The 20,946-nt window shown below is 70.4% G+C and carries 17 protein-coding genes and 2 pseudogenes; 11 read left to right on the top strand and 8 right to left on the bottom strand.

From position 1 onward, the window contains the following. The first annotated feature begins 196 nt into the window (after window positions 1-196). Window positions 197-1,495, top strand: a complete 1,299-nt coding sequence (locus ACWCQ6_RS21780; protein ID WP_451091527.1) for a DUF6986 family protein — start codon at window positions 197-199, stop codon at window positions 1,493-1,495. 62 nt (window positions 1,496-1,557) lie between these two features. Here the strand turns inward: ACWCQ6_RS21780 and ACWCQ6_RS21775 are convergent, their stop codons facing one another. Beyond that, the gene (locus ACWCQ6_RS21775; protein WP_451091525.1) at window positions 1,558-2,586 is read right to left on the bottom strand and encodes a LacI family DNA-binding transcriptional regulator; all 1,029 of its coding nucleotides are present in this window, start codon (window positions 2,584-2,586) and stop codon (window positions 1,558-1,560) included. Window positions 2,587-2,767: 181 nt separating this feature from the next. On the opposite strand from ACWCQ6_RS21775, the gene ACWCQ6_RS21770 reads away from it, so the two are divergent. Beyond that, window positions 2,768-3,721 (top strand): ROK family protein, encoded by a 954-nt coding sequence (locus tag ACWCQ6_RS21770; RefSeq protein ID WP_451091523.1) that lies wholly within the window; start codon window positions 2,768-2,770, stop codon window positions 3,719-3,721. A 102-nt stretch (window positions 3,722-3,823) separates the two neighbouring features. Here the strand turns inward: ACWCQ6_RS21770 and ACWCQ6_RS21765 are convergent, their stop codons facing one another. Continuing rightward, on the bottom strand, window positions 3,824-5,869 hold the full coding sequence (locus ACWCQ6_RS21765) for an NPCBM/NEW2 domain-containing protein (RefSeq protein ID WP_451091521.1): 2,046 nt from the start codon (window positions 5,867-5,869) through the stop codon (window positions 3,824-3,826). A gap of 268 nt (window positions 5,870-6,137) precedes the next feature. On the opposite strand from ACWCQ6_RS21765, the gene ACWCQ6_RS21760 reads away from it, so the two are divergent. The 4 genes from ACWCQ6_RS21760 (at window position 6,138) to ACWCQ6_RS21745 (ending at window position 10,886) form a co-directional block, all read left to right on the top strand. Continuing rightward, a complete protein-coding gene (locus tag ACWCQ6_RS21760) occupies window positions 6,138-7,427 on the top strand; it encodes an ABC transporter substrate-binding protein (RefSeq protein ID WP_451091519.1) in 1,290 nt (429 codons plus the stop codon). Between the two features lie 46 nt (window positions 7,428-7,473). Then, window positions 7,474-8,388, top strand: a complete 915-nt coding sequence (locus ACWCQ6_RS21755; protein ID WP_451091517.1) for a carbohydrate ABC transporter permease — start codon at window positions 7,474-7,476, stop codon at window positions 8,386-8,388. After that, window positions 8,385-9,311 carry a carbohydrate ABC transporter permease gene (locus ACWCQ6_RS21750; protein ID WP_451091515.1) on the top strand — a complete coding sequence of 309 codons (927 nt, stop codon included), beginning with the start codon at window positions 8,385-8,387 and terminating at the stop codon, window positions 9,309-9,311. Before ACWCQ6_RS21755 ends, ACWCQ6_RS21750 begins: the two co-directional genes overlap by 4 nt. Window positions 9,312-9,848: 537 nt before the next feature. Beyond that, window positions 9,849-10,886, top strand: a complete 1,038-nt coding sequence (locus ACWCQ6_RS21745) for an NUDIX domain-containing protein (RefSeq protein ID WP_451091513.1) — start codon at window positions 9,849-9,851, stop codon at window positions 10,884-10,886. Between the two features lie 215 nt (window positions 10,887-11,101). On the opposite strand, the gene ACWCQ6_RS21740 is transcribed toward ACWCQ6_RS21745, so the two are convergent. Next, window positions 11,102-12,466: a M20/M25/M40 family metallo-hydrolase gene (locus tag ACWCQ6_RS21740; RefSeq protein WP_451091511.1), complete on the bottom strand. Its 1,365-nt coding sequence runs from the start codon at window positions 12,464-12,466 to the stop codon at window positions 11,102-11,104. Window positions 12,467-12,649: 183 nt separating this feature from the next. On the opposite strand from ACWCQ6_RS21740, the gene ACWCQ6_RS21735 reads away from it, so the two are divergent. After that, window positions 12,650-13,864 carry a geranylgeranyl reductase family protein gene (locus tag ACWCQ6_RS21735; protein WP_451091533.1) on the top strand — a complete coding sequence of 405 codons (1,215 nt, stop codon included), beginning with the start codon at window positions 12,650-12,652 and terminating at the stop codon, window positions 13,862-13,864. A gap of 109 nt (window positions 13,865-13,973) precedes the next feature. On the opposite strand, the gene ACWCQ6_RS21730 is transcribed toward ACWCQ6_RS21735, so the two are convergent. Then, window positions 13,974-14,426, bottom strand: a complete 453-nt coding sequence (locus ACWCQ6_RS21730) for a nitroreductase/quinone reductase family protein (protein WP_451091509.1) — start codon at window positions 14,424-14,426, stop codon at window positions 13,974-13,976. Between the two features lie 128 nt (window positions 14,427-14,554). Between ACWCQ6_RS21730 and ACWCQ6_RS21725 the strand changes: the two genes are divergently transcribed. Next, window positions 14,555-15,259 carry a TetR/AcrR family transcriptional regulator gene (locus ACWCQ6_RS21725; RefSeq protein WP_451091507.1) on the top strand — a complete coding sequence of 235 codons (705 nt, stop codon included), beginning with the start codon at window positions 14,555-14,557 and terminating at the stop codon, window positions 15,257-15,259. 23 nt (window positions 15,260-15,282) lie between these two features. Here ACWCQ6_RS21725 and ACWCQ6_RS21720 read toward each other — a convergent pair whose 3' ends face one another. Both ACWCQ6_RS21720 and yczR read right to left on the bottom strand, forming a co-directional pair. Next, the gene (locus ACWCQ6_RS21720) at window positions 15,283-15,774 is read right to left on the bottom strand and encodes a transposase (RefSeq protein ID WP_451091505.1); all 492 of its coding nucleotides are present in this window, start codon (window positions 15,772-15,774) and stop codon (window positions 15,283-15,285) included. A 111-nt stretch (window positions 15,775-15,885) separates the two neighbouring features. Next, window positions 15,886-17,337, bottom strand: a complete 1,452-nt coding sequence (yczR, locus tag ACWCQ6_RS21715) for a MocR-like transcription factor YczR (protein ID WP_451091503.1) — start codon at window positions 17,335-17,337, stop codon at window positions 15,886-15,888. A gap of 129 nt (window positions 17,338-17,466) precedes the next feature. Between yczR and yczE the strand changes: the two genes are divergently transcribed. Both yczE and ACWCQ6_RS21705 read left to right on the top strand, forming a co-directional pair. Beyond that, on the top strand, window positions 17,467-18,171 hold the full coding sequence (yczE, locus tag ACWCQ6_RS21710) for a membrane protein YczE (RefSeq protein ID WP_451091501.1): 705 nt from the start codon (window positions 17,467-17,469) through the stop codon (window positions 18,169-18,171). Further along, window positions 18,170-18,277: pseudogene (locus tag ACWCQ6_RS21705) on the top strand (DNA-binding response regulator); the annotation flags it as partial. The gene yczE and the pseudogene ACWCQ6_RS21705, both read left to right, overlap by 2 nt. 225 nt (window positions 18,278-18,502) lie before the next feature. Here the strand turns inward: ACWCQ6_RS21705 and ACWCQ6_RS21700 are convergent. Both ACWCQ6_RS21700 and ACWCQ6_RS21695 read right to left on the bottom strand, forming a co-directional pair. After that, complete coding sequence (locus ACWCQ6_RS21700; RefSeq protein WP_451091499.1) at window positions 18,503-19,258, bottom strand: maleylpyruvate isomerase family mycothiol-dependent enzyme; 756 nt, start codon at window positions 19,256-19,258, stop codon at window positions 18,503-18,505. 51 nt (window positions 19,259-19,309) lie between these two features. Next, window positions 19,310-19,477 (bottom strand): annotated as a pseudogene (locus ACWCQ6_RS21695) (MFS transporter); the annotation flags it as partial. 135 nt (window positions 19,478-19,612) lie between these two features. Here ACWCQ6_RS21695 and ACWCQ6_RS21690 point away from each other — a divergent pair. Continuing rightward, complete coding sequence (locus ACWCQ6_RS21690; protein ID WP_451091497.1) at window positions 19,613-20,827, top strand: ROK family protein; 1,215 nt, start codon at window positions 19,613-19,615, stop codon at window positions 20,825-20,827. Window positions 20,828-20,946: the final 119 nt, after the last annotated feature.

Raw genomic sequence — 20,946 nt, 5'->3', positions numbered from 1 at the left:
CCGTAGCGGTCTGCGGAGCTGCCGGCCGTGAGCAGCAGGCCCGACTGGACCAGCGAGTAGGCGTTGATCATCCACTGACGCACCACACGGCCCCGCACCATTTCCCACCACCGTTGACGCAGGTCCGACGGTAGCTTCACTATACGGATTGTTGATTCCAGCCAGCGGAAGCAGTGTGACTGTGGAGGGTGTGGAAATGAGTCAGCAGGAGAAGGTGGCAACGAGCCTCGCAGGTGCGGTCGGCGAGGAGATCAGCGCTTCCCTCACCGAGGTCGACGCCGAGCTGGCACGCCGCTACCCGGGGGACCCGGGTACGCGCCAGCCGGTCCACACGGTCTACGTTCCCGGCGACACCTTCACTGCGGACACCATTCGCTCCTGGGGCGACCTGGCCCTCAGGTCTCTCGACGAGCACGCCCCGGACGCGGCCTCGTTCGCCGCTGTTCTCGGCATCCCGGACGAACTCGCCGGGCCCGTCCACGACCGGGTGCGCGCCAAGCTGGAGCGCGAGCCGGTCGAGGACCTCCGCATCGACTTCGAGGACGGCTACGGCCCCCGCCCCGACGCCGAGGAGGACGAGGCCGCCGCCCGCGCCGCCCGGCTGGTCTCGAAGGCATACGAGAGCGGCACCGCGGCCCCGTACATGGGCATCCGGACGAAGTGCATGGAGGCCGCCGTACGCGACCGCGGAATCCGTACCACGGACATCTTCCTCACCGGTCTGATGCAGGCCGGCGGCCTGCCCGACGGGCTGGTCCTCACGCTCCCCAAGGTGACCTACCCCGAGCAGGTCACCGCCTTCGTCCGGCTGCTCGAAGCGTTCGAGCAGGCACACGGGCTGCCCGCCGGGCGGCTCGTATTCGAGATCCAGATCGAGACGAGCCAGTCCATCCTCGCCGCCGACGGCACCGCCGCCGTGGCCCGCATGATCGACGCGGCGCGGGGCCGTGCCACCGGCCTGCACTACGGCACCTTCGACTACAGCGCCTGCGTCGGCGTCAGCGCCGCCTACCAGGCCAGTGACCACCCGGCCGCCGACCACGCCAAGGCCGTCATGCAGGTCGCCGCCGCGGGCACCGGCGTACGGGTCTCGGACGGCTCCACCAACGTCCTCCCGGTCGGCCCCACCCCTCAGGTCCACGAGGCCTGGAGGCTCCACTACGGCCTCGTCCGCCGAGCCCTGGCACGCGCCTACTACCAGGGCTGGGACATGCACCCGGCCCACCTGCCGACCCGGTACGCGGCCGTGTACACCTTCTACCGCGAGGGCCTGGAACAGGCCACCGCGCGGCTCGCCGCGTACGTGGCCAAGGCCGGCGGGGACGTCATGGACGAACCCGCCACGGCCAAGGCGCTCAGCGGCTACCTCCTGCGCGGTATCGACTGCGGTGCGCTGGACACCGCCGAGGTCGCCCGACTGACCGGGCTGACGCGGGCGGAGCTCGAAGCATTCGCGTCGCCGCGGCGGGCCGATCTCACGGTGACCGCACCCTAGGGTGCGGTCAGATCCTGGCCCGGCCGGATCTTCAGCACCCACCTGACCGCCGACCGCACGGCTCAGGAGGGCGGAAGCTCGCCCGAGCCGCGCGCGATGAGCGTCGTGGGGAGTTCCACCCGGGCCGGGGCGTGGTCGGCGCCGTCCAGGCGACGGAAGAGGTGCTCGGCGGCGGTGCGGCCGACGGCGGCGGCGTCCTGGGAGATGACGGTGATGCCGAGCAGATCGGCCAGTTCGATGTCGTCGAAGCCGACCAGGGCGATGCGGCGTTCCTGCTCGGCCAGGACACGCACCACCGTGACCGTCACCCGGTTGTTGCCCGCGAAGACGGCGGTGACGGGCTCGGGGCCGGAGAGCATCCGCTCGGTGGCGGCCCGGACCCGGTCGGGATCGGTCGAGCCGAGGGACACCCAGGAGTCCTCGACCTGTGTCCCCGCGTCCGCCATCGCCGCGTGGTATCCGCGCAGCCGTTCGGTGGCGGTGTGGATGCGCGGCTGGTCGCCGATGAAGCCGATCCGGCGGTGGCCGTGCGCGATCAGATGGGCGACGCCCTCGCGGGCGCCGCCGAAGCTGTCGGAAAGGACCATGTCGGCGTCGATGCGGCCCGCCGGGCGGTCCACGAAGACGGTGGCGACGCCCGCCTTGATCTCCGGCTCCAGATAGCGGTGGTCGTCACCGGCCGGAATCACGATGAGTCCGTCCACCCGGCGCGCGCACAGGGCGAGTACGAGCTCCTGCTCGCGCTCCGGGTCCTCGGCGCTCGACCCGTTGATGAGCAGGGCGCCATGTGCCCGCGCGACCTCCTCCACTGCTCGGCTCAGCGGCCCGTAGAACGGGTCGGCAAGATCCTCCAGGACCAGGCCGATCGAGGCGGTGCGGCCCTTGCGCAGGACGCGCGCGCTGTCGTTGCGGCGGAAGCCGAGTGCCTCGATGGCCTCCTGGACCCGGCGCTCGGTGTCGGGTGTGACCCCAGGCTCGCTGTTGACCACGCGGGAGACCGTCTTGAGGCCCACTCCGGCGCGGGCCGCCACATCCTTCATGGTCGGCCGGTTGCCGTAGCGGTTCTCGGAGTGACGGGCGGTCTCGGCCACGGTGCGCTGTCCTGTCCTGGGGTGCGGGCGGTCCGGAGGCTGTGCGGGCGGTGCCGCGGAGCCGACCGGAGGCTGTGCCGACGAGCATAGGCCCTGGACAACGTTGTCAGCTGAATGAAGACTGGGCAGACTGTTACCCGAAGCCGCAGGTCCCCGCCCCCCTACTCACGGAGCCACACCGATGCATACCGACCTCGTTGCCGCGCTGGACGTCGGCGGCACCAAGATTGCCGCCGCGCTGGTCGACGGCGACGGCGCTCTTCTCGTACGGGCGCAGCGGCCGACGCCCGCCCGTGAGAGCGCCGAGACGGTCATGGGTGCCGTGACAGAGGTCCTTGCCGAGCTGTCCGGCTCCCCGCTGTGGGGGCGGGTGTCGGCGGTCGGTATCGGCAGCGCGGGCCCGGTCGATGCCTCGGCCGGTACGGTCAGCCCGGTCAACGTCCCCGTATGGCGGGACTTCCCGCTGGTGGAGCGGGTCGGCAGGGCGGTCGGCGCACTGCCCGTCGAGCTGGTCGGCGACGGGGTCGCGATGACGGCCGCCGAGCACTGGCTGGGCGCCGCCCGGGGTTACGACAACGTGCTCTGCATGGTGGTGTCGACAGGTGTCGGCGGCGGGCTCGTCCTCGGCGGCAGGCTGCACCCCGGCCCCACGGGCAACGCCGGGCACATCGGTCATGTCAGCGTGGACCTGGACGGCGCCCCGTGCCCCTGCGGTTCGCGCGGCTGTGTCGAGCGCATCGCCAGCGGTCCGAACATCGCTCGCCGTGCGCTGGAGGCCGGCTGGCGGCCCGGACGGGACGGCGATGCCTCGGCCGCTGCCGTGGCCGCTGCCGCGCGTGCGGGGGACCCGGTGGCCCTCGCCTCGTTCGAGCGCGCCGCCCAGGCGCTCGCCGCCGGGATCGCCGCCACCGCCGTGCTCGTCGAGATCGACATCGCGGTGATCGGCGGGGGAGTGGCCGGTGCGGGCGACATCCTCTTCGCACCGTTGCGCGGGGCCCTGCGGCAGTACGCCACGCTCTCCTTCGTCCGGCAGATCGAGGTGACGCCGGCGGTGATGGGCGCCGACGCGGGACTGGTGGGCGCGGCCGCCGCGGCGGCGCGTGTCGGTCCGGGCGGCGCGGCGGCACAGGGCTGACCGGCGCGGCAGGCGAGGAAGCGCCGGGCGGGCTCCAGGACCTTGTTCCTGGAGTCCGCCCGGCGGCCGAACGCGTGGCTTCGCCGCCACCGCGACCGCTCGTCAGCAGGTGATCCGCAGGTCCGCCCAGTCCGCGTGGTCGGAGTCGATGCCGTCCCCGCCGTCGGTGACCACCAGACGTACCACCTGCGCACCGTCTACATCCGCGGTGACCGGCTGGGCGGCCGTCGCGCCGGTCAGTACACCGGTGGACGCCGCCTTCGTGCCGTCGGCCCAGACCTCGAAGGCGACCGTTCCCTTGGTGCCCGTCTCGTCGTCGACCCCCACCTGTGCCGTCACGGTGCGGCACACCCGGCCGGTGTAGAACTCGACGGAGCTGTCGGCGTGCACGCCGAGGCCCTTGGCGAAGACCGTGCCGCCGATCGTCAGCGGATGCCCGTCGCCCGCACCGCTCTCACCGTTGCTGGTGTCCCGCTCGACGGGGCCCCAGCCGTTGGCGGCGGAGAGTTGCGGCAGATCGCCGAGGTGGTTGACGCCCGCCGGTGGCGCGACCACCACATGGGCCCGCAACGGAACCGTGGTCCGCACCCGCGTTCCGTCCGGTGAGCGGTACCGGGAGTCGAGTGTCAGGTCGTACGCACCGGTGGGGGTGCCGGCCGGGGCCGTCACCTGCCAGCGGGTGGCCAGGGAACGGCCGGTCGGCAAGGTCGGCGAAGCGGTCGGCGACACCGCCTTCACCTGCCAGCCCGCGGGGCCGGTGAGCAGCGCCGAGACCTTCTTGGCGGGGGTACGGCCCAGGCCGGTGACCGTCGTGGTCAGCGTGGTGGTGCGTCCGGACTCGATCAACGGGCTGGATTCCAGGCCGAGTTCCACGGCGGGCGGATGCGCGGCCCACGTGCCGTCGGCGGCGACCCGCAGCAGCACCGTCCCGTGCGCCGGGACGGTCGCCGCCAGGGTGCCCGCCGTGTTGTACGAGCTGTGCGCCCACAGGTCGCGCATCGTGTACCCGTCGGCCTTCGGCAGCCCCACCGCCGCGGCCGTGGTCGCGATGCGCTGTGCGCTGCCGGTCTCGTTGAAGAGGGCGACGGCACGGCTGCCGTCCTGCATCTCCTTGGCGACCACCCAGCGCCCGCCAGCGGAGGAGACCACGGTGCCCTGCTTGCCGAGCGGGTCCTGATCGACGGCGATGACCTCGCGGTTGGAGAGGATCTCGAAGGTCTCCGCGCTCGCCTTGCGCAGATCGGAGCCGATGAGCAGCGGCGCCGCCATCACGGACCACATGGAGAAGTGCGTGCGGTACTCCGTGTCCGTCATGCCACCGTTGCCGACCTCCAGCATGTCGGGGTCGTTCCAGTGCCCCGGACCTGCGGCGGCCGCGAGGGGCAGGTTCTTCTTCATGATCGACAGCATGCTGCCCCAGCTGTCGTTGATGTCGCCGGTCGTACGCCAGAGGTTGCCGATCTCACCGGCCCATTCCCAGGGCTTGTTCTCGCCCCATTCGCAGATGCTGTAGACGATGGGGCGGCCGGTCGCGGCCAGCGCGTCCCGCATCGTCGTATAGCGCTGCTTCGCGTCGACGCCCAGGTTGTTGCAGTTGTCGTACTTCAGATAGTCGATGCCCCAGTCGGCGAACTGCTGTGCGTCGCTGTACTCGTGGCCCAGCGCGCCAGGGAGTCCCACGCTGTCGCAGGTCTTGGTGCCTGCGCTGGTGTAGATGCCGATCTTGAGGCCTTTGGAGTGGACATAGTCCGCGACTTCCTTGATCCCGTTCGGGAAGCGCTGCGGATCGGCCTCCAGCTTGCCCTCCGCGTTGCGCTGCGGCTTCGCCCAGCAATCGTCGAGATTGACGTAACTGTAGCCCGCGTCCTTGAGACCCTTCTCGACGAAGATGTCGGCGATGCCTTTGACCATCGATTCGTCGAACTCGGCCCGGCAGTGGGTGGAGTTCCAATTGTTGAACCCCATCGGTGGGGTGAGCGCAAGGCCGTTTTCGGACTGCGGTGCCCCTGCGCGATCGGGAGCGGAATCCGGCGAGTCGGCGAGGGCGGGAACGGTCGTGCCCGCGACACACAACAGCCCGGCCATCAGCGCTCCGATGATGACTCCACGGCGGCCGGTTCTGGTTGTACGGGTTGGAAGATGACGCATCGTTACGTTCCTCCATACTCGTGCATGATCGGATGACGACGTGTGCACGCCAATGCGTGCGATTACGTTAGAGCGTGTTGAAGTCTGTTGGTAGAGGGGTGGGCGACGGTAGTCAGACATCTCGTCAAAACCCTTGACGCCGCTGTCGCTTGGGGGTGTGATCCAATCGCACGTTCGGTTGTGTTGGGTTGCATCTCCGGAGGAGTTGGGCATGACGCAGTCTGATGGCGACAGGTCAGGTGTGCCGGGAAGTGTCGCGGGACATCGGATGTCCCGGCGAAGTCTGCTGCGTGGTGCTGCTGTTGGTGCCGGTGCCGTGACGCTGCCCGCGTTGCTCACCGCCTGCGGGGGCGGTCCCGGTGGCGACGGAAAGACCATCACCTTGGGCTCGAATTCCTCCGATCCCGTTCCGAAGAAGGCCTTCGCCGACGCCTTCACCGCGTACGAGGCGCAGTCGGACGGACGAAAGGTGAAGGTCAACACTGTCGACCACAACACCTTTCAGGAGAACATCAGCCGGTATCTCCAAGGCAAGCCGGACGATGTCTTCATGTGGTTCGCCGGCAACCGGATGCAGTTCTTCGCCGAAAAGGGTCTGCTGCACGACATCAGCGACAACTGGCGTGACTACAAAGGATTCTCGCCCGCGCTGAAGGACCAGTCCACCGGGGCGGACGGCAAGCAGTACCTCACGCCCTACTACTACTATCCGTGGGCCGTCTTCCACCGCAAGAGCCTCTTCGTCGACCGCGGTTATCAGGCGCCGAGGACACTCGACGAGTACGTGGCGCTCGCCCGGCAGATGAAGAAGGACAAGCTTGACCCGATCGCGTTCTGCGACAAGGACGGCTGGCCCGCCATGGGCACCTTCGACTACATCGACATGCGGACCAACGGCTACGAATTCCACAAGAGCCTGATGGCGGGGGAAGTCGCCTGGACCGACAAGCGGGTCAGGGAGGTCTTCGACATCTGGCGCCGGCTGCTGCCGTACTGCCAGCAGGGCGCCAACGGCCGTACCTGGCAGGAGGCCGCCAACAGCCTTCAGAAGAAGGAAGCCGGCATGGCCGTCTTCGGACTGCCGCACCCCGGCGCCCAGTTCCCCAGGGGCGAACAGGGCGACATCGACTTCTTCCCCTTCCCCGTCATAAACCCGGAGCACGGGCAGGACGCGGTCGAAGCGCCCATCGACGGTTTCCTGCTGGCGAAGAAGTCGAAGAACCTCAAGAACAAGAAGACCCTGGAGAGCGCCAAGGACCTGCTCAAGTGGCTTGCCACCGGGAAGGCCGAGGACATCTACCTCAAGAGCGACCCGAACAACATCGCGGTCAGCGACCTGGCGGACATCTCCGCGTACTCACCGCTTCAGAAGAAGGCCGTGGAGCTGGTCTCCGGCGCGAAGCAGATCTCCCAGTTCCTGGACCGGGACACCAGACCGGACTTCTCCTCCACGGTCATGATCCCGGCGATCCAGAAGTTCATCAGCGACCCGAACGACGTGGACGGACTGGTCAACGACATCGAACGGCAGAAGAAGACCATCTTCGCCGCCGACTGACCCCGGACGACCCCGATGGCATCCGACCGAATCTGGAGTACCGACCGTGTCGTTGACCCCGGCCCGGCGCACCGGAAGGCGGGCCGCGCGGCGGTTCACCGGCCGCGACCTCGCCGTACTCGGTGTGCTGCTCGGCATACCCGTCCTGCTCGACGCCGTCGTCGTCTGGGGACCGACCCTCGCCTCGGTGGTGCTCTCCTTCACCGGTTGGGACGGCATCGGTGACATCAAGTGGGTCGGTACGCAGAACTACGAGAATCTCTTCACCAACTACCCGCAGTTCTGGCCCGCGGCCCGGCACAATCTGCTCTGGCTCGCCTTCCTCGGCCTGGTGGCCGCCCCGTTCGGGCTGCTGCTGGCGGTGCTCATCGACCGGGGGGTGAGTTTCAGCCGCTTCTACCAGTCGACGCTGTACATGCCCGTCGTGCTGTCGCTCGCCGTGGTCGGGTTCATCGCCCAACTGGTCTTCTCCCGCGACCAGGGCGCACTGAACGCGGTCATCGGGGACAGGGGTTCACCGACGGACTGGCTCGGCGACCCGGACCTGAACATCTGGATGGTCCTGCTGGCCGCCGCCTGGCGGCACACCGGCTATGTGATGATCCTCTACCTCGCCGGCCTGAAGGCCGTCGACCCCTCGCTCAAGGAGGCCGCGGCGATCGACGGAGCGGGCGAGGCCCAGACCTTCTTCCGCATCGTCCTGCCCACCCTGCGGCCGGTCAATGTCATCGTCGGCGTCATCACCGTCATCGAGTCCCTGCGTGCGTTCGACATCGTGTACGCGGTCAACCACGGCCGCAACGGACTCGAACTGCTCTCGGTGCTCGTCACCGACAACATCATCGGTGAGGCCAGCCGGATCGGTTTCGGCTCCGCCATCGCCGTGGTCATGCTCGCCGTCTCCCTGGGATTCGTCGTGACGTATCTGGTCCAGGAGCTCCGAGGGGAGAAGAACCGTTGACCGTCGAAGCCGCCCCCGCCCGCCCCGCCGCCCAGCCGGCGCCGCCGGTTCCCGCCGCGGCCCGGCGCCGGAACCGCGCCGGCCGGATCGGTGTCCATGCCTTCCTGACGGCGGTCTCCCTCGCCTTTCTCACCCCGCTCCTGCTCGCGGTGTACGCCTCGCTGCGGCCGTACGACGAGACCTCGGAGCACGGCTACTTCTCGCTGCCCCGCCACCTCTCCCTGGACTACTACCGGCAGGCGTTCACCGACTCCGGCATGACGAAATACTTCGTCAACACCATGATCATCGCGGTTCCCGGGGTGCTCGTCACCCTCTTCCTCGCCTCGTTCGTGGCCTTCGCGGTGGCGCGCCTGAGGATGCGCGGCGGGCTCGTCCTGCTGATGCTCTTCACCGCGGGGAACCTGCTGCCGCAACAGGTGATCGTGACGCCCCTGTACGTGGTCTTCAACCGCATCCCGTTGCCCTACTGGATGTCCGACTCGATGACGATGTTCGACTCGTACTGGGCCGTCGTCGCCGTCCAGATCGGATTCCAGCTCGGCTTCTGCGTCTTCGTCCTGGCCAATTTCATGCGCACCCTGCCGCAGGAGATCCTGGAAGCGGCCGTGGTCGACGGCGCGGGCGTGTGGACCCAGTACTGGCGGATCACACTGCCCCTGTGCCGCCCGGCCCTGGCCGCGCTCGGCACGCTCCAGTTCACCTGGATGTACAACGACTTCCTGTGGGCGCTGGTCTTCATCTCCGACGGCGACAAGCTCCCGATCACCTCGGCGCTCAACAACCTCAGGGGCCAGTTCTTCACTGACTACAACCTGCTCGCCGCGGGCTCGGTGATCGTCGCCCTGCCCACGATCGTGGTCTTCCTGCTGCTCCAGCGCCATTTCATCGCGGGCCTCACCCTGGGCTCCAGCAAGGGGTAAGGGGTGGGGGCTGTGGCCGCCGCGGAGAACGGATCCACCTGCTCCGCTGGTGAGGGAAGGGTGAGGGAAGGGGAGAGGCGGGGTGACTCTTCGGGGGCCGTCCCCGGCCCGTCCGGTCGAATGGCACGCGGCTTCGGACCGGGCCCCGGCCTCAGCAGTCTCGGTCCGGCGACTGCTGCGGAACGACCGCCAGAAACGCGTCCTGTTCCAGACCATCACCACCTCGACCGCGACGCCCGCGCAGCGGCGGGCGGCCGCGAACTCCTCCGCAGGCCAACTGCCCCGCGGCCCTCCTGCGGGGAAACCGCTCATGCACTGTGCGACGCACACTGCACCCCCTGGTCGTCGGTCGGACAGGTCCGCTCCAACGACCTCCACGCCTCACCGCTACGGCCGTGCGCATCGCCGGACGCATGCGAACGGGCGTCGGCCGTGGGCAGCCGGCGGTTTCGGGCGGGGAACAAGCATCGCCACAGCCGGGTTTTCGCGGCAGGGTGTTGCGGGCAAGCCACAGGGGGCTACGGAGGAGGGGGAACCGTGATCGTCTGGATCAACGGTGCGTTCGGCGCGGGCAAGACGAGCGCCGCGCGTGAACTGATCGATCTGATCCCGAACAGCACTTTCTACGACCCCGAACTGATCGGCGGGGAGCTGCGGCAGTTGCTGCCCCAGAAGAGACTCGCCGAGGTGACGGACTTCCAGGACCTGCCGATCTGGCGGCGACTGGTCGTGGACACCGCGGCGGCCCTGCTCGCCGAGGTGTCCGGTGTGCTGGTGGTGCCGATGACTCTGCTTCGACAGGAGTACCGCGACGAGATCTTCGGAGGACTGGCCTCCCGGCGCATCGCGGTGCGCCACGTCCTGCTCTCACCTGAGGAAACGATCCTGCGCAAGCGGATCGCCGACCGCGTGGAGTATCCCGCCGACCCGGAGCACAGCGAACGGGTACGGCAGTGGGCCTACCAGCACATCGAGCCCTTCCGGGTCGCGCTCGGCTGGCTCAGCCGGGACGCCCACGTCATCGACACCGGCGCGCTCACCCCGTACGGAACGGCCGAGCGCATCGCCGAGGCGGTCAGCAGCGGCGCCGCCACCCCGTGCGAGATCGTGCAGACACCCGAGCCGACCGCGGAGACCGTGGCGGCCGGCGTACTGCTCTTCGACGAGTACGACCGGGTACTGCTCGTCGACCCGACGTACAAGCCCGGGTGGGAATTCCCCGGCGGAGTGGTCGAGTCCGGCGAGGCACCGGCCCAGGCCGGGATCCGTGAAGTGGCCGAGGAGATAGGCATCCATCTCGACCGGGTGCCGAAACTCCTCGTCGTCGACTGGGAGGCCCCCAGCCCGCCCGGCTACGGGGGCCTGCGGCTGCTCTTCGACGGCGGCCTGCTGACCGGCGCCGACGCCCAGCGGCTGCTGTTGCCCGGATCCGAACTGCGCGGCTGGCGGTTCGTCACCGAGGCGGAAGCGGCCACCCTGCTGCCCCCGACCCGGTACGAACGGCTGCGCTGGGCGCTGCGCGCCCGCGAGCGGTCAACCGTGCTCAACCTGGAGGCCGGAGTCCCGGTCGGCTGAGGCGAGCATCGAGGCGGAGAGCGCGTCGAGCACCGCTTCCCTGCTCCCGCTCGCCGCGGACTCCTGAAGCAGTCGTTCAGCCTCCGTCGGCGGTGCCCAGCCGATCCCCGTCCCCTTTGTCACGGGCCGATCCTGTGAAACCGGGCCCGGACCGCCCCGGGGGAGGGTGGTCCGGGCCCGGCCCGGCGGAACGCGGCGCGATCGGTGACGCCTGGTCAGGCGCGCTTGGAATCGGCGTAGTTGCGCAGGAACAGTGCCTCGGCGAGGGACAGCCGCTCCAGCTCCTGGGGCGAGACGCTTTCGTTCACCGCGTGGATCTGTGCCTCCGGCTCGCTCAGGCCGATCAGCAGGATCTCCGCCTCGGGGTAGAGGGCGGCGAGGGTGTTGCAGAGCGGGATCGAGCCGCCCATGCCGGACGTCTGCATCTTCTCGCCCGGGTACGCGACTTCCATCGCCTGCGCCATTGACGTGTACGCCGGGCTGGAGGTGTCCGCGCGGAACGGCTGGCCCTGACCGACCTGTTCCACCGTCACCCTGGCCCCCCATGGGGCGTGGGCCTTGAGGTGGGCGGTCAGCAGCGCGGTCGCCTCGGCGGCGTCCTGGCCCGGCGGGACCCGCAGGCTGACCTGTGCCCGCGCGCTCGCCTGGAGGGACGGTGTCGCGCCGATCACCGGCGGGCAGTCGATGCCGACGACCGTGACGGCGGGCCGGGCCCAGATGCGGTCGGCGACCGTGCCCGTGCCGATCAGCCCCACCCCGTCGAGGACCTTCGCGTCCTTGCGGAAATCGGCCTCCGGGTACTGGAGTCCGTCCCACTCGGTGTCCGTGGTGAGCCCGTCGACGGTTGTGGTGCCGTCCTCGGCGCGCAGCGACGCCAGCAGCTGGATCATCGCGGCCAGCGCGTCCGGGGCGGCGCCGCCGAACTGCCCGGAGTGCAGGTTTCCTTCGAGGGTGTCGAGCGTGACCCGGAGCATCGTCATGCCGCGCAGCGTCGCCGTGACCGTCGGCAGGCCGACCCGGAAGTTGCCGGTGTCGCCGATGACGATGGTGTCGGCGGCCAGCAGCTCGGGGTGCGCCTCCGCGTACCGCTCCAGACCACCGGTGCCCTGCTCCTCGGAACCCTCGGCGATCACCTTGACGGAGACCGGGACGCCGCCGTCGGCCTTGAGGGCGCGCAGGGCGAGGAGGTGCATGATGAAGCCGCCCTTGCAGTCGGCCGAGCCGCGCCCGTACCAGCGGCCGTCGCGCTCCGTCAGCTCGAACGGAGGGGAGAGCCAGGCGGACTCGTCGAGCGGCGGCTGCACGTCGTAGTGCGCGTAGAGCAGTACGGTCGGGGCGCCGGCCGGACCGGGCAGGAAGCCGTAGACCGACCGGGTGCCGTCGGGGGTGTCGAGAAGAGCGACGTCCTGGAAGTCCTCGGCGCGCAGCGCGTCGGCGACCCAGTCGGCGGCCGCCTCGCACTCGCTCTTCGGGAACTGCGCGGGATCCGCCACCGACTGGAAGGCCACCAGCTCGGTCAGCTCCGCCTTGGCACGGGGCATCAGCGAGGCAATGGTCTCGGAAATCGGATGGGCGGTCATGGGCACGCTCCTCGTCGGTGCGACGTTATATGTGTGAATCCGGCTGCATGTGCACCGAGTGTGCGGTGGCGCATGCAGGACGAACGCACGGTCGATCCTCCCACAGCGGGGGCCGGGAGCAACGCGCCGTAGGATGCCGTGAGCAGCATGGGCCACTGGTGGGATCGGGAGCAGAAGCACATCGTGAGCAGCGAGAACGCAGACGCCGTACAGGAGCACGAAGAGTCGTCCGTGTGGGATGTCGTCGTAGTCGGCGGCGGACCGGCCGGAGCCTCCGCGGCATACGCGGCGGCAGTCGCCGGTCGGCGGGTGCTGCTCCTTGAGAAGGCGGAGCTTCCCCGGTACAAGACATGTGGCGGCGGCATCATCGGGTTTTCGCGTGATTCGCTGCCGCCCGGGTTCGAACTTCCACTGCGGGACCGGATCCACGCGGTCACCTTCTCGCTCAACGGGAGGCTGGCGCGGACCCGCCGCTCCAAGCGGATGCTCTTCGGCCTCATCAACCGTCCCGAGTTCGACGCGGGTCTGGTCGAGGAGGCGCAGAAGGCGGGCGCCGAACTGCGCACCGGCGCGACGGTGACGAGGGTCGAGCAGCACGGCGCCTCGGTGCCCGACCGGCGCACGGTCGCCGTGGTGTTGTCCGGCGGCGAGACGGTCCTGGCCCGCGCGGTCGTCGGTGCCGACGGGAGCGCGGGGCGGATAGGAGCCCATGTCGGGGTGAAGCTCGACCAGGTGGACCTCGGCCTGGAGGCGGAGATCCCGGTTCCGGCGACGGTCGCCGAGGACTGGGTGGGGCGGGTGCTCATCGACTGGGGCCCCATGCCCGGCAGTTACGGCTGGGTCTTTCCCAAGGGCGATGTCCTGACCGTCGGTGTGATCTCGGCGCGGGGCGACGGGGCGGGGACCAAGCGCTATCTGGAGGACTTCATCGCCCGGCTCGGCCTCGCCGGTTTCGAGCCGAAGATCTCCTCCGGGCATCTGACGCGCTGCCGCAGCGACGACTCGCCGCTGTCACGCGGGCGGGTGCTGGTGTGCGGCGACGCGGCGGGGCTGCTGGAGCCGTGGACCCGCGAGGGGATTTCCTTCGCGCTGCGGTCGGGGCGGCTCGCCGGTGAGTGGGCGGTCCGGATCGCGGAGTCGCACGACGCGGTGGACGCCCGGCGCCAGGCGTTGAACTACGCCTTCGCCATCAAGGCGGGCCTCGGTGTCGAGATGGGCGTCGGACGGCGCATGCTGAAGCTGTTCGAGCGCCGCCCGGGGGTGCTGCACGCGGTGCTGACCGGATTCCGCCCGGCCTGGAACGCCTTTGCCGGAATCACCCGCGGCACGACTTCGCTCGGCGAGCTGGTCCGTACGCACCCGCTGGCCCAGCGGGCCCTGTCCGCGATGGATCGCTAGGGCGTGTTTCGGAAGTAGCGTCGTCCGCCCGGCGGATCGGGGCCGGGCAGACCCCGGCCGGGCGGACATCGCCCGGCGGATCGGGGCCGGGGAGGGGCCGGCCGCACGGTCAGCCCTCCACGGTGATCCGGAAGACGGGGTGGTCCGGGCAGGCCGCCAGCAGTTCGGCGTCCGAGGACTTCGCGGTGATGCCCTGGAAGTAGTCCTTGACCTCCCAGCCCCACCGCTCCAGGTAGGTGCGGATGACCAGCATCTTCTGCTCGTCGTCCGCGATTTCGACGGCTGTGAAGCCACAGGTCTTCCGGCCCACCCGCAGCTCGCCGCCGCCGGCGACGCGCATATTGCGCACCCACTGGGAGTGGCCCCGGGCGGAGACGAGGTACTGCGCGCCTCCATGGGAGTGGGGGTTCACGGGGATGCGCTGCATCTGACCGCTCTTGCGGCCGCGCACCGACATCTCGGCCGAGCCGAAAAGACTGAGGCCGTGGCGGGCGAGCCAGCCGACGATCCCATTCATCCGGACGTTGAGAGCGCTGCCCTGAAGGTAGTACGGCTGAGACATGGTGACCCCTCGGTGCTTTGAGAGCGGTGCTCTCGCTTGAGATCAGTGTGCACGAGATGGGTGCTCAAAAGCAAGAGCACTGCTCTCGTTCTTGGTCGGTGCTCTGCTTTCATGGCAGACTGAGGGCCATGAGCACTGTCCGAGGAGCCAGAGAGCGGGCCCGCATCGAGGTCACCGCCGCAATCAAGGACGAGGCGAAGAAGCAGCTCGCGGCCGAGGGCGCCGCCAAGCTGTCGCTGCGCGCCGTCGCACGAGAGCTCGGTATGGCGTCGTCCGCCATCTACCGCTATTTCCCCAGCCGGGACGAGCTGCTCACCGCCCTGATCGTCGACGCGTACGACTCCGTGGGTGAGATCGCGGAGGCCGCCCACCGGACCGCCAGTGCCGACGCCGCCCCCCACCTCGCCCGCTGGGTGGCCGTCGCCTGCGCCGTGCGTGACTGGGCGCTGGCCCACCCCCACGAGTACGGCCTGATCTACGGTTCGCCCGTGCCCGGTTACACGGCACCGCAGGCCACGATCGGCCCCGCCTCCCGCGTCGGCTTCGTTCTGATCGCCGTGGTCACGGACGCCTGCCGCACGGACGGCTTGGCCCTGCCGCCGCTCGCCGACGATCTGCGCGCCGAGGCCGAGCGGATGTCCGCCGAGCTCGCCCCCGGCCTTCCGCCGGAGGTCGCCGCCCCGCTGATCGCCGCCTGGTCACAGCTGTTCGGGCTGATCTCCTTCGAGGTCTTCGGCCAGTTCCACCGGGTGGTGGAGGCCAGGGAGGTCTTCTTCCGGGAAGCCGTCACCGAACTGGCCCGCACGGTCGGTCTGCCGAAGACCGTCGCGTAATCCCCGGTGATCGGCGCGCGGCGTCAGATCCGGTGCACAGCAAGGCGGAGGGATGCCCGAGCATGTCCAGCGCGAGCTGCCACTTCGCCCGGTGGTGCTCGCCCGCCGGGATCGGGCGGCGGGATCGGGCGGCGGGCTTGTCGGTCAGGCGCCTGGGCCCCGTTCCAGCCGCGGGGCAGATGCAGCCGCCAGGGCAGCGGGCATGACGCGGTGTCGGACGCCGTGTGGACACCGGCCCCGATCCGGCAGTTCGTGACCCTGCCCCGGGTGCCGGAACACTGTCTGGCCACCCCGGGCTTCGGGAGGCCGGTGTCGTCCACCACACACACCTGCCGGTGCACCACGGCCACCACCCGGCGGGCCGGCCCCGCCCGGACGGTGGACACCGGCCAGGCCGACGAGGACAGGAACTGCTGCGACTGCTGATCGTCCACACCGAGCAGTCCGGCCATCGGCTGGATCGGCCTCCGCCGCCCGTCCAGCAGCAGGCCCCGCAGGTACGGCCCGCCCTTCACCTGCTGATCCGCATGCGCCGGAGGCGCGAACACCTCCCCGGGGCATGTCCCCGGCCGGCCCGCGGCGAGGCTGCCGGTGGACCGGAAGGCCCGTCGGCGCGGGCGGGCCCGTCACACCACCCAGTGCGGGCGGCGGTCAGGCGACGGGGCCTTCAGCCCCTGTTCCTTGGCCAGGGCCATGCGCTGGATCGCCTCGCGCAGGGTCTCGGACGGCCAGGTGTACGGGATGCGCAGACGGTTCTCGAAGACGCCGGGATCGGTGGTGAACCTGGCGCCGCTCTCGATCCGTACGCCGTACTCCAGCGTCCGCTCGGCGAGGACGGAGGCGATGGGTTCACCGAGATCGACCCACAACGACAGCCCGCCCGGCGGTAGTTGCCACTGCCATTGGGGGAAGTATTCGGTCAATGCCGCTGCCAGGGCGTCCCGTTGCTCGCGCACCCGCGCGAGGTGGGCGGGCAGCAGATCCTCGGCGCTGCTGAGCAGCGCTTGCGCCAGAAGTTGGTCCAGCACGGAGCCGCCCAGATCGGAGACGATCCGTTGGGCCGCGAGCTCCGCCACGAGTTGCGTGGGCGCACGCAGCCAGCCGATGCGCAGGCCGCCCCAGTGGGTCTTGCTCATCGAGCCGATGGTGATGACCCTGCTGCCCCCGCCTTGCGCCGCGGAGGCGGCGAAGGGGCGGGGCGCGGGCACGTCGAGAGCCAGATCGGCCATGGTCTCGTCGATCACCAGCCAACTGTCGGCGGCCTGGGCAGCGCGCAGGACGCGGACCCGGTCCTGTTCGGGCATCAGCAGGCCCGTCGGATTGTGGAAGTCCGGCATGAGGAAGGTCAGTCGCGGGACCGTCCGGCGCAGGACGGCCTCGATGGCTTCGACGTCCCAGCCATGGTTCGACACCGGCACGGACGCAGTGCGCAGGCGCTCGCGGCGCATGGCCTCCAGAGCGTTGGGGTACGACGGGTTCTCGACCATGACCCGGTCGCCGGGGGTGGCCAGGAGCCCGAGAACCAGGGTCAGCGCGTGCTGCGCGCCGGAGGTGATCAGGACCTGCTCGGGAACGGTCGCGAGCCCTCGCCGGGTGAACCGCTCAGCGACCGCGGCCCGGAGCTCCGGCAGTCCGTACGGGTGGTATCCGGAAGAGCGTGTGTACACGGCCAGCTGGGGCGTGACCCTGTCGAGGGCCTCGGTCAGCACGTGCGGGGGCAGGCCCGGGGCCGCTCTGGCGAGATCGATGACGGTGTCGGGGGCGGGAAGGGCACGGGCGACGTGCTGGGGCAGTGCCCCCGCGGGCAGAGCCGTCCAGGTGCCGGAGCCCTGGCGGCTGTGTGCGTACCCGTTGGTGCGGAGCAGGTCGTAGGACGCGGTGACGGTCGGCCTGCTGAGATCGAGGGCCGCCGCCAGTGCCCGCTCGGCGGGCAGCCTGATGTGCAGGGCGATCCGGCCGTCGAGGATCAGCGCGCTGATGGCTTCGGACAGCTCGCGGTATACCGGCCGCGCGCCCGTGAGGTCGGGCAGCAAACTGGCCAGTTGTCGTCCGCTGAGGGATCGCGAGGGGCTGCTCACCTGGCCGCCCACAACATATTGGCCATGATTGCCATACCACTCTCCTCGTATTGGCCATCCAATTGCCGCCGCCGACTCTACAGACTCGCCGAGGGCGCAAGGAGCACCCGGAGAGCCTGAGGAGCAGCCATGGGAATCGCCACCGCATCGAGGCGGCAGCAGAACACGCACAAGGGCGGCCCTCCGCTGCCGCCTCTCGGTTACGTGTCACTCGCCGAACGCCCCCTGCGGCGTCTGACCCAGTTGTTCGTCGGACTGGCGCTGTACGGATTCAGCCTGTCCCTGCTTGTCCGGGCGGCGCTGGGTGTCAATCCGTGGAGCGTTCTCTACGAAGGGCTTCAGCGGCACTCGTCGCTGAGTTTCGGCACCATCACCGCCGTCGTGGGGGTTCTGGTGCTGCTGATCTGGATTCCGCTCAATCAGCGGCCGAGGTTCGGCACCTTCGCCAATATCGCCGTGCTCGCCTGCGCATCGGACCTGGGTCTCGCGCTCATCCCCGAGAGCGTGGGACCGGTGGCCCGGACCGGGCTGCTGCTGTCGGGCATCCTCCTCAACGGGTTCGCCGTCGCCGTCTATGTCGGTGCTCGCTTCGGCCCTGGCCCCCGGGACGGTCTGATGACCGGGGCCGCCTCGGTCACGGGGCGCTCGATGCGCCTCGTCCGTACGGCGCTGGAGGTCTCGGTCCTTGCTGCCGGCTGGGCCCTCGGCGGGACAGTGGGCGTCGGCACCGTCCTCTACGCATTGCTGGTCGGGCCGATCACGCAGTTCTTCCTGCCCCGTTTCACGTACCGCCGGGCGGCGGAATCCGCCGACGGAGCCGGGCGTGCAGGGTAAGGCCCATGTCAGCCGCACCATGGTGAAACCGGGCGCCCGCGACCGGGCCCGACTCGTTGTCCTCGCCTACGAGTCGGGGCTGGTACGCCCGGGCCGGCCGGGCTGACCCGGGCGCACCGTCCTCCTCGTTCGCCGGACGGTCCCGCACCGAGACCCTCTGCGCGTCCTCGGCTGTCCGGATGTCGAGCGACGGGAGGTCACAGCGCACAGGCCGCACCGAGCAGCAGCATGGACGGCAGGATCACCACGGCATACGAAAGGTGAGGGTGATCCGCACGCGAGCTGCACCGGCACAGCCTCGGCGCCGGCGATTTCATCGCCCGGCCCGCGGTCAGGACCAGGTGACCCCGGACTTCTCGCGCCAGATGTGCGCGGGCTCCGGGTCGCCCGTCACGGTGACCGCCGTGAGTGGCAGCCGGTTCCAGAGCGTGAGGTAAAGATCCTCGGCCGATCCGCTCAACTCGCAGTCCACGGACCTCTCTTCGGACGCTCCGACCGCCCGTACGGTGTGCGGCGGTTCCGGCGAGAGCCGTACGGTCCACACGGCATCGGCGTCCGTGGCGCGTACCCGCAGGGAACGCGGCTCCGGGGAGCGCACCCGGCTTTTCGGGCGGGTGTGCATGCCGAGCAGCAACTCGTCGATGCCGTCCACCGCGTGAGCGGCCGGGACGGGTGACGGCCGTCCGCCGCGCGCCGTCTCCGCGTCCACTCGGTGGATCGTGGTCTCGTGTGCCTGCCGCCGGGCCCAGAAGGCCAGCGGGGACGGCGCGGGCAGGAAGGTCCAGCACTCCAGCCCGGACGGTGCGGTGTCCAGTGCGTCCACGAGGAGGCCGTGGCCCTCGCGGAACCAGTCGAGCAGTTCCGGCCCGTCCAGCTCAGGCTCCCCGCCGTCCGGCTGGTACGAGGTATGGCCCTCGGTGACGAACGCGGCCGCCCAGCGGTGCACCATCCCGGTGTGCCGCAGCAGATCGCGTACGTACCACTCCGGACACGTCGGCACCCGCGCCCCGGTCCCCGCCTCCTGCGCGGCGGCGGCCAGCAGTTGTCCATCGGCGGTCAGGGACTCGATGTGGTCGGTGATCTCCATGGCCCGATTCTGCCGGCGGTACGGGCTTCCCGGCGCTGTGAGTCCGGCCGCTCACGCGTGGGCCGCCTTGTGTGCTCCGTACCCCGGTGCCGCGGCGGCGGTGGCCGGCAGAGCCACCGTGGTGAGGGCCACCGGGAGCGAGAACCAGTCGGTCAGGGCGGTACGGAGGTGGGCCGACGGAGGTTCGGCGGTGTTTCCACCCGGCCCCCCGGTAGGGCCGATCCATAATTTGTTTAGTCGTGGCACAAAATCGGCGTAGGGGCGCCGCGACAATGGACGCAAGACGGTCGGCAGAGGCACAACCGCGCCACCGGGGCGTCGGGCGTACCTCCGGACCATGGGAGACTCGCCCCCATGAACGGCAAGGTGTCCACCACGCGGACAAAGTTGGAGAGAGGCCGCAGCGCGCTCGGACCCGCGCTGGAACTGGTCCACACCGGACGCGCGCCCACCCGCGCCGTCCTCACCTCCGAGCTCGGCGTCACCCGGGCGACGGCCGGCGCGGTCGCCGCGGAACTGGAGGCGCTCGGCCTGATCCGGGTCGACTCCCGGCCGGGCTCCGCCGCCGGCTCGCAGGGCCGCCCCTCGCACCGGCTGTCGGTCCGGGAGTCCGGACCGGTCGCCATCGCCGCTCAGGTGCACGCCGACGGATTCCGTGCCGCGCTCGTCGGGCTGGGCGGGCGGCTCGTGGCCACCGCTCCCGGCTGTGTCACCGTCACCGCCGACCCGGCGCAGGTCATCGGCGAAGTGGTCGACGACTGCGCCCGATTGCTGCGCGACAGCGGACTGCACTGCGTCGGCGCGGGGCTCGCGGTGCCGTCAGCGGTCGCCGAACCGGAGGGCACCGCGCTCAACCCGCTGCACATCGCCTGGCCGGCCGGTGCCCCGGTGAGCGAGATCTTCGCCGACTGCGTACGCCAAGCGGGCATCCCCGGACCGGCGTTCACCGGGAACGACGTCAACCTCGCCGCGCTCGCCGAACACCGGCACGGCGCGGGCCGCGGCGCCCAGCATCTGCTCTGCGTGGCAACCGGCCATCGGGGTGTGGGCGGCGCCCTGGTCCTCGACGGCCGCCTGCACGCCGGGAGTTCGGGCCTCGCGCTGGAGGTGGGCCACCTCACGGTGAACCCCGAGGGACGCCCCTGCCACTGCGGCGGGCGCGGCTGCCTGGACGTCGAGACCGATCCGCTGGCCTTCCTCGTCGCCGCCCGCCGCGAACCGGGCCCCGAGGAGTCGCTGCTCAAGCAGGCCGGGGATCTGCTGCGGACGGAGTACGAGGACGCGGCGGTGCGCGGCGCGGCCGAGGAGCTGATCGACCGGCTCGGCCTCGGGCTCGCCGGGCTGGTCAACATCCTCAACCCCGACCGCATCATCCTCGGCGGACTGCACCGCGCCCTGCTCGACGCGGACCCGGAACGGCTGCGTGCCGTGGTTGCCGACCGCAGCCTGTGGGGACGGAGCGGCAGCGTGCCGATCCTGCCGTGCACGCTCGACCACAACAGCCTGGTGGGTGCAGCGGAGTTGGCCTGGCAGCCGGTGCTGGACGACCCGCTGGCCGCGCTGGCCTGACGGCTCCGAGCAGTAAAAACGCTCCTCGGTCCCCGGGACCGCTGCCAATGCCGTGCGGTGACGGGCGGCCGGGCGGGGGAGGGCAGCCGCTGCCGCCCCTCCAGGTACGCCGGTCCGAA

The sequence above is a fragment of the Streptomyces sp. NPDC001880 genome, assembly GCF_053594575.1.
Note: the sequence above shows the minus strand (reverse complement) of the source record. Positions and strands in the feature narration are given on the sequence as shown.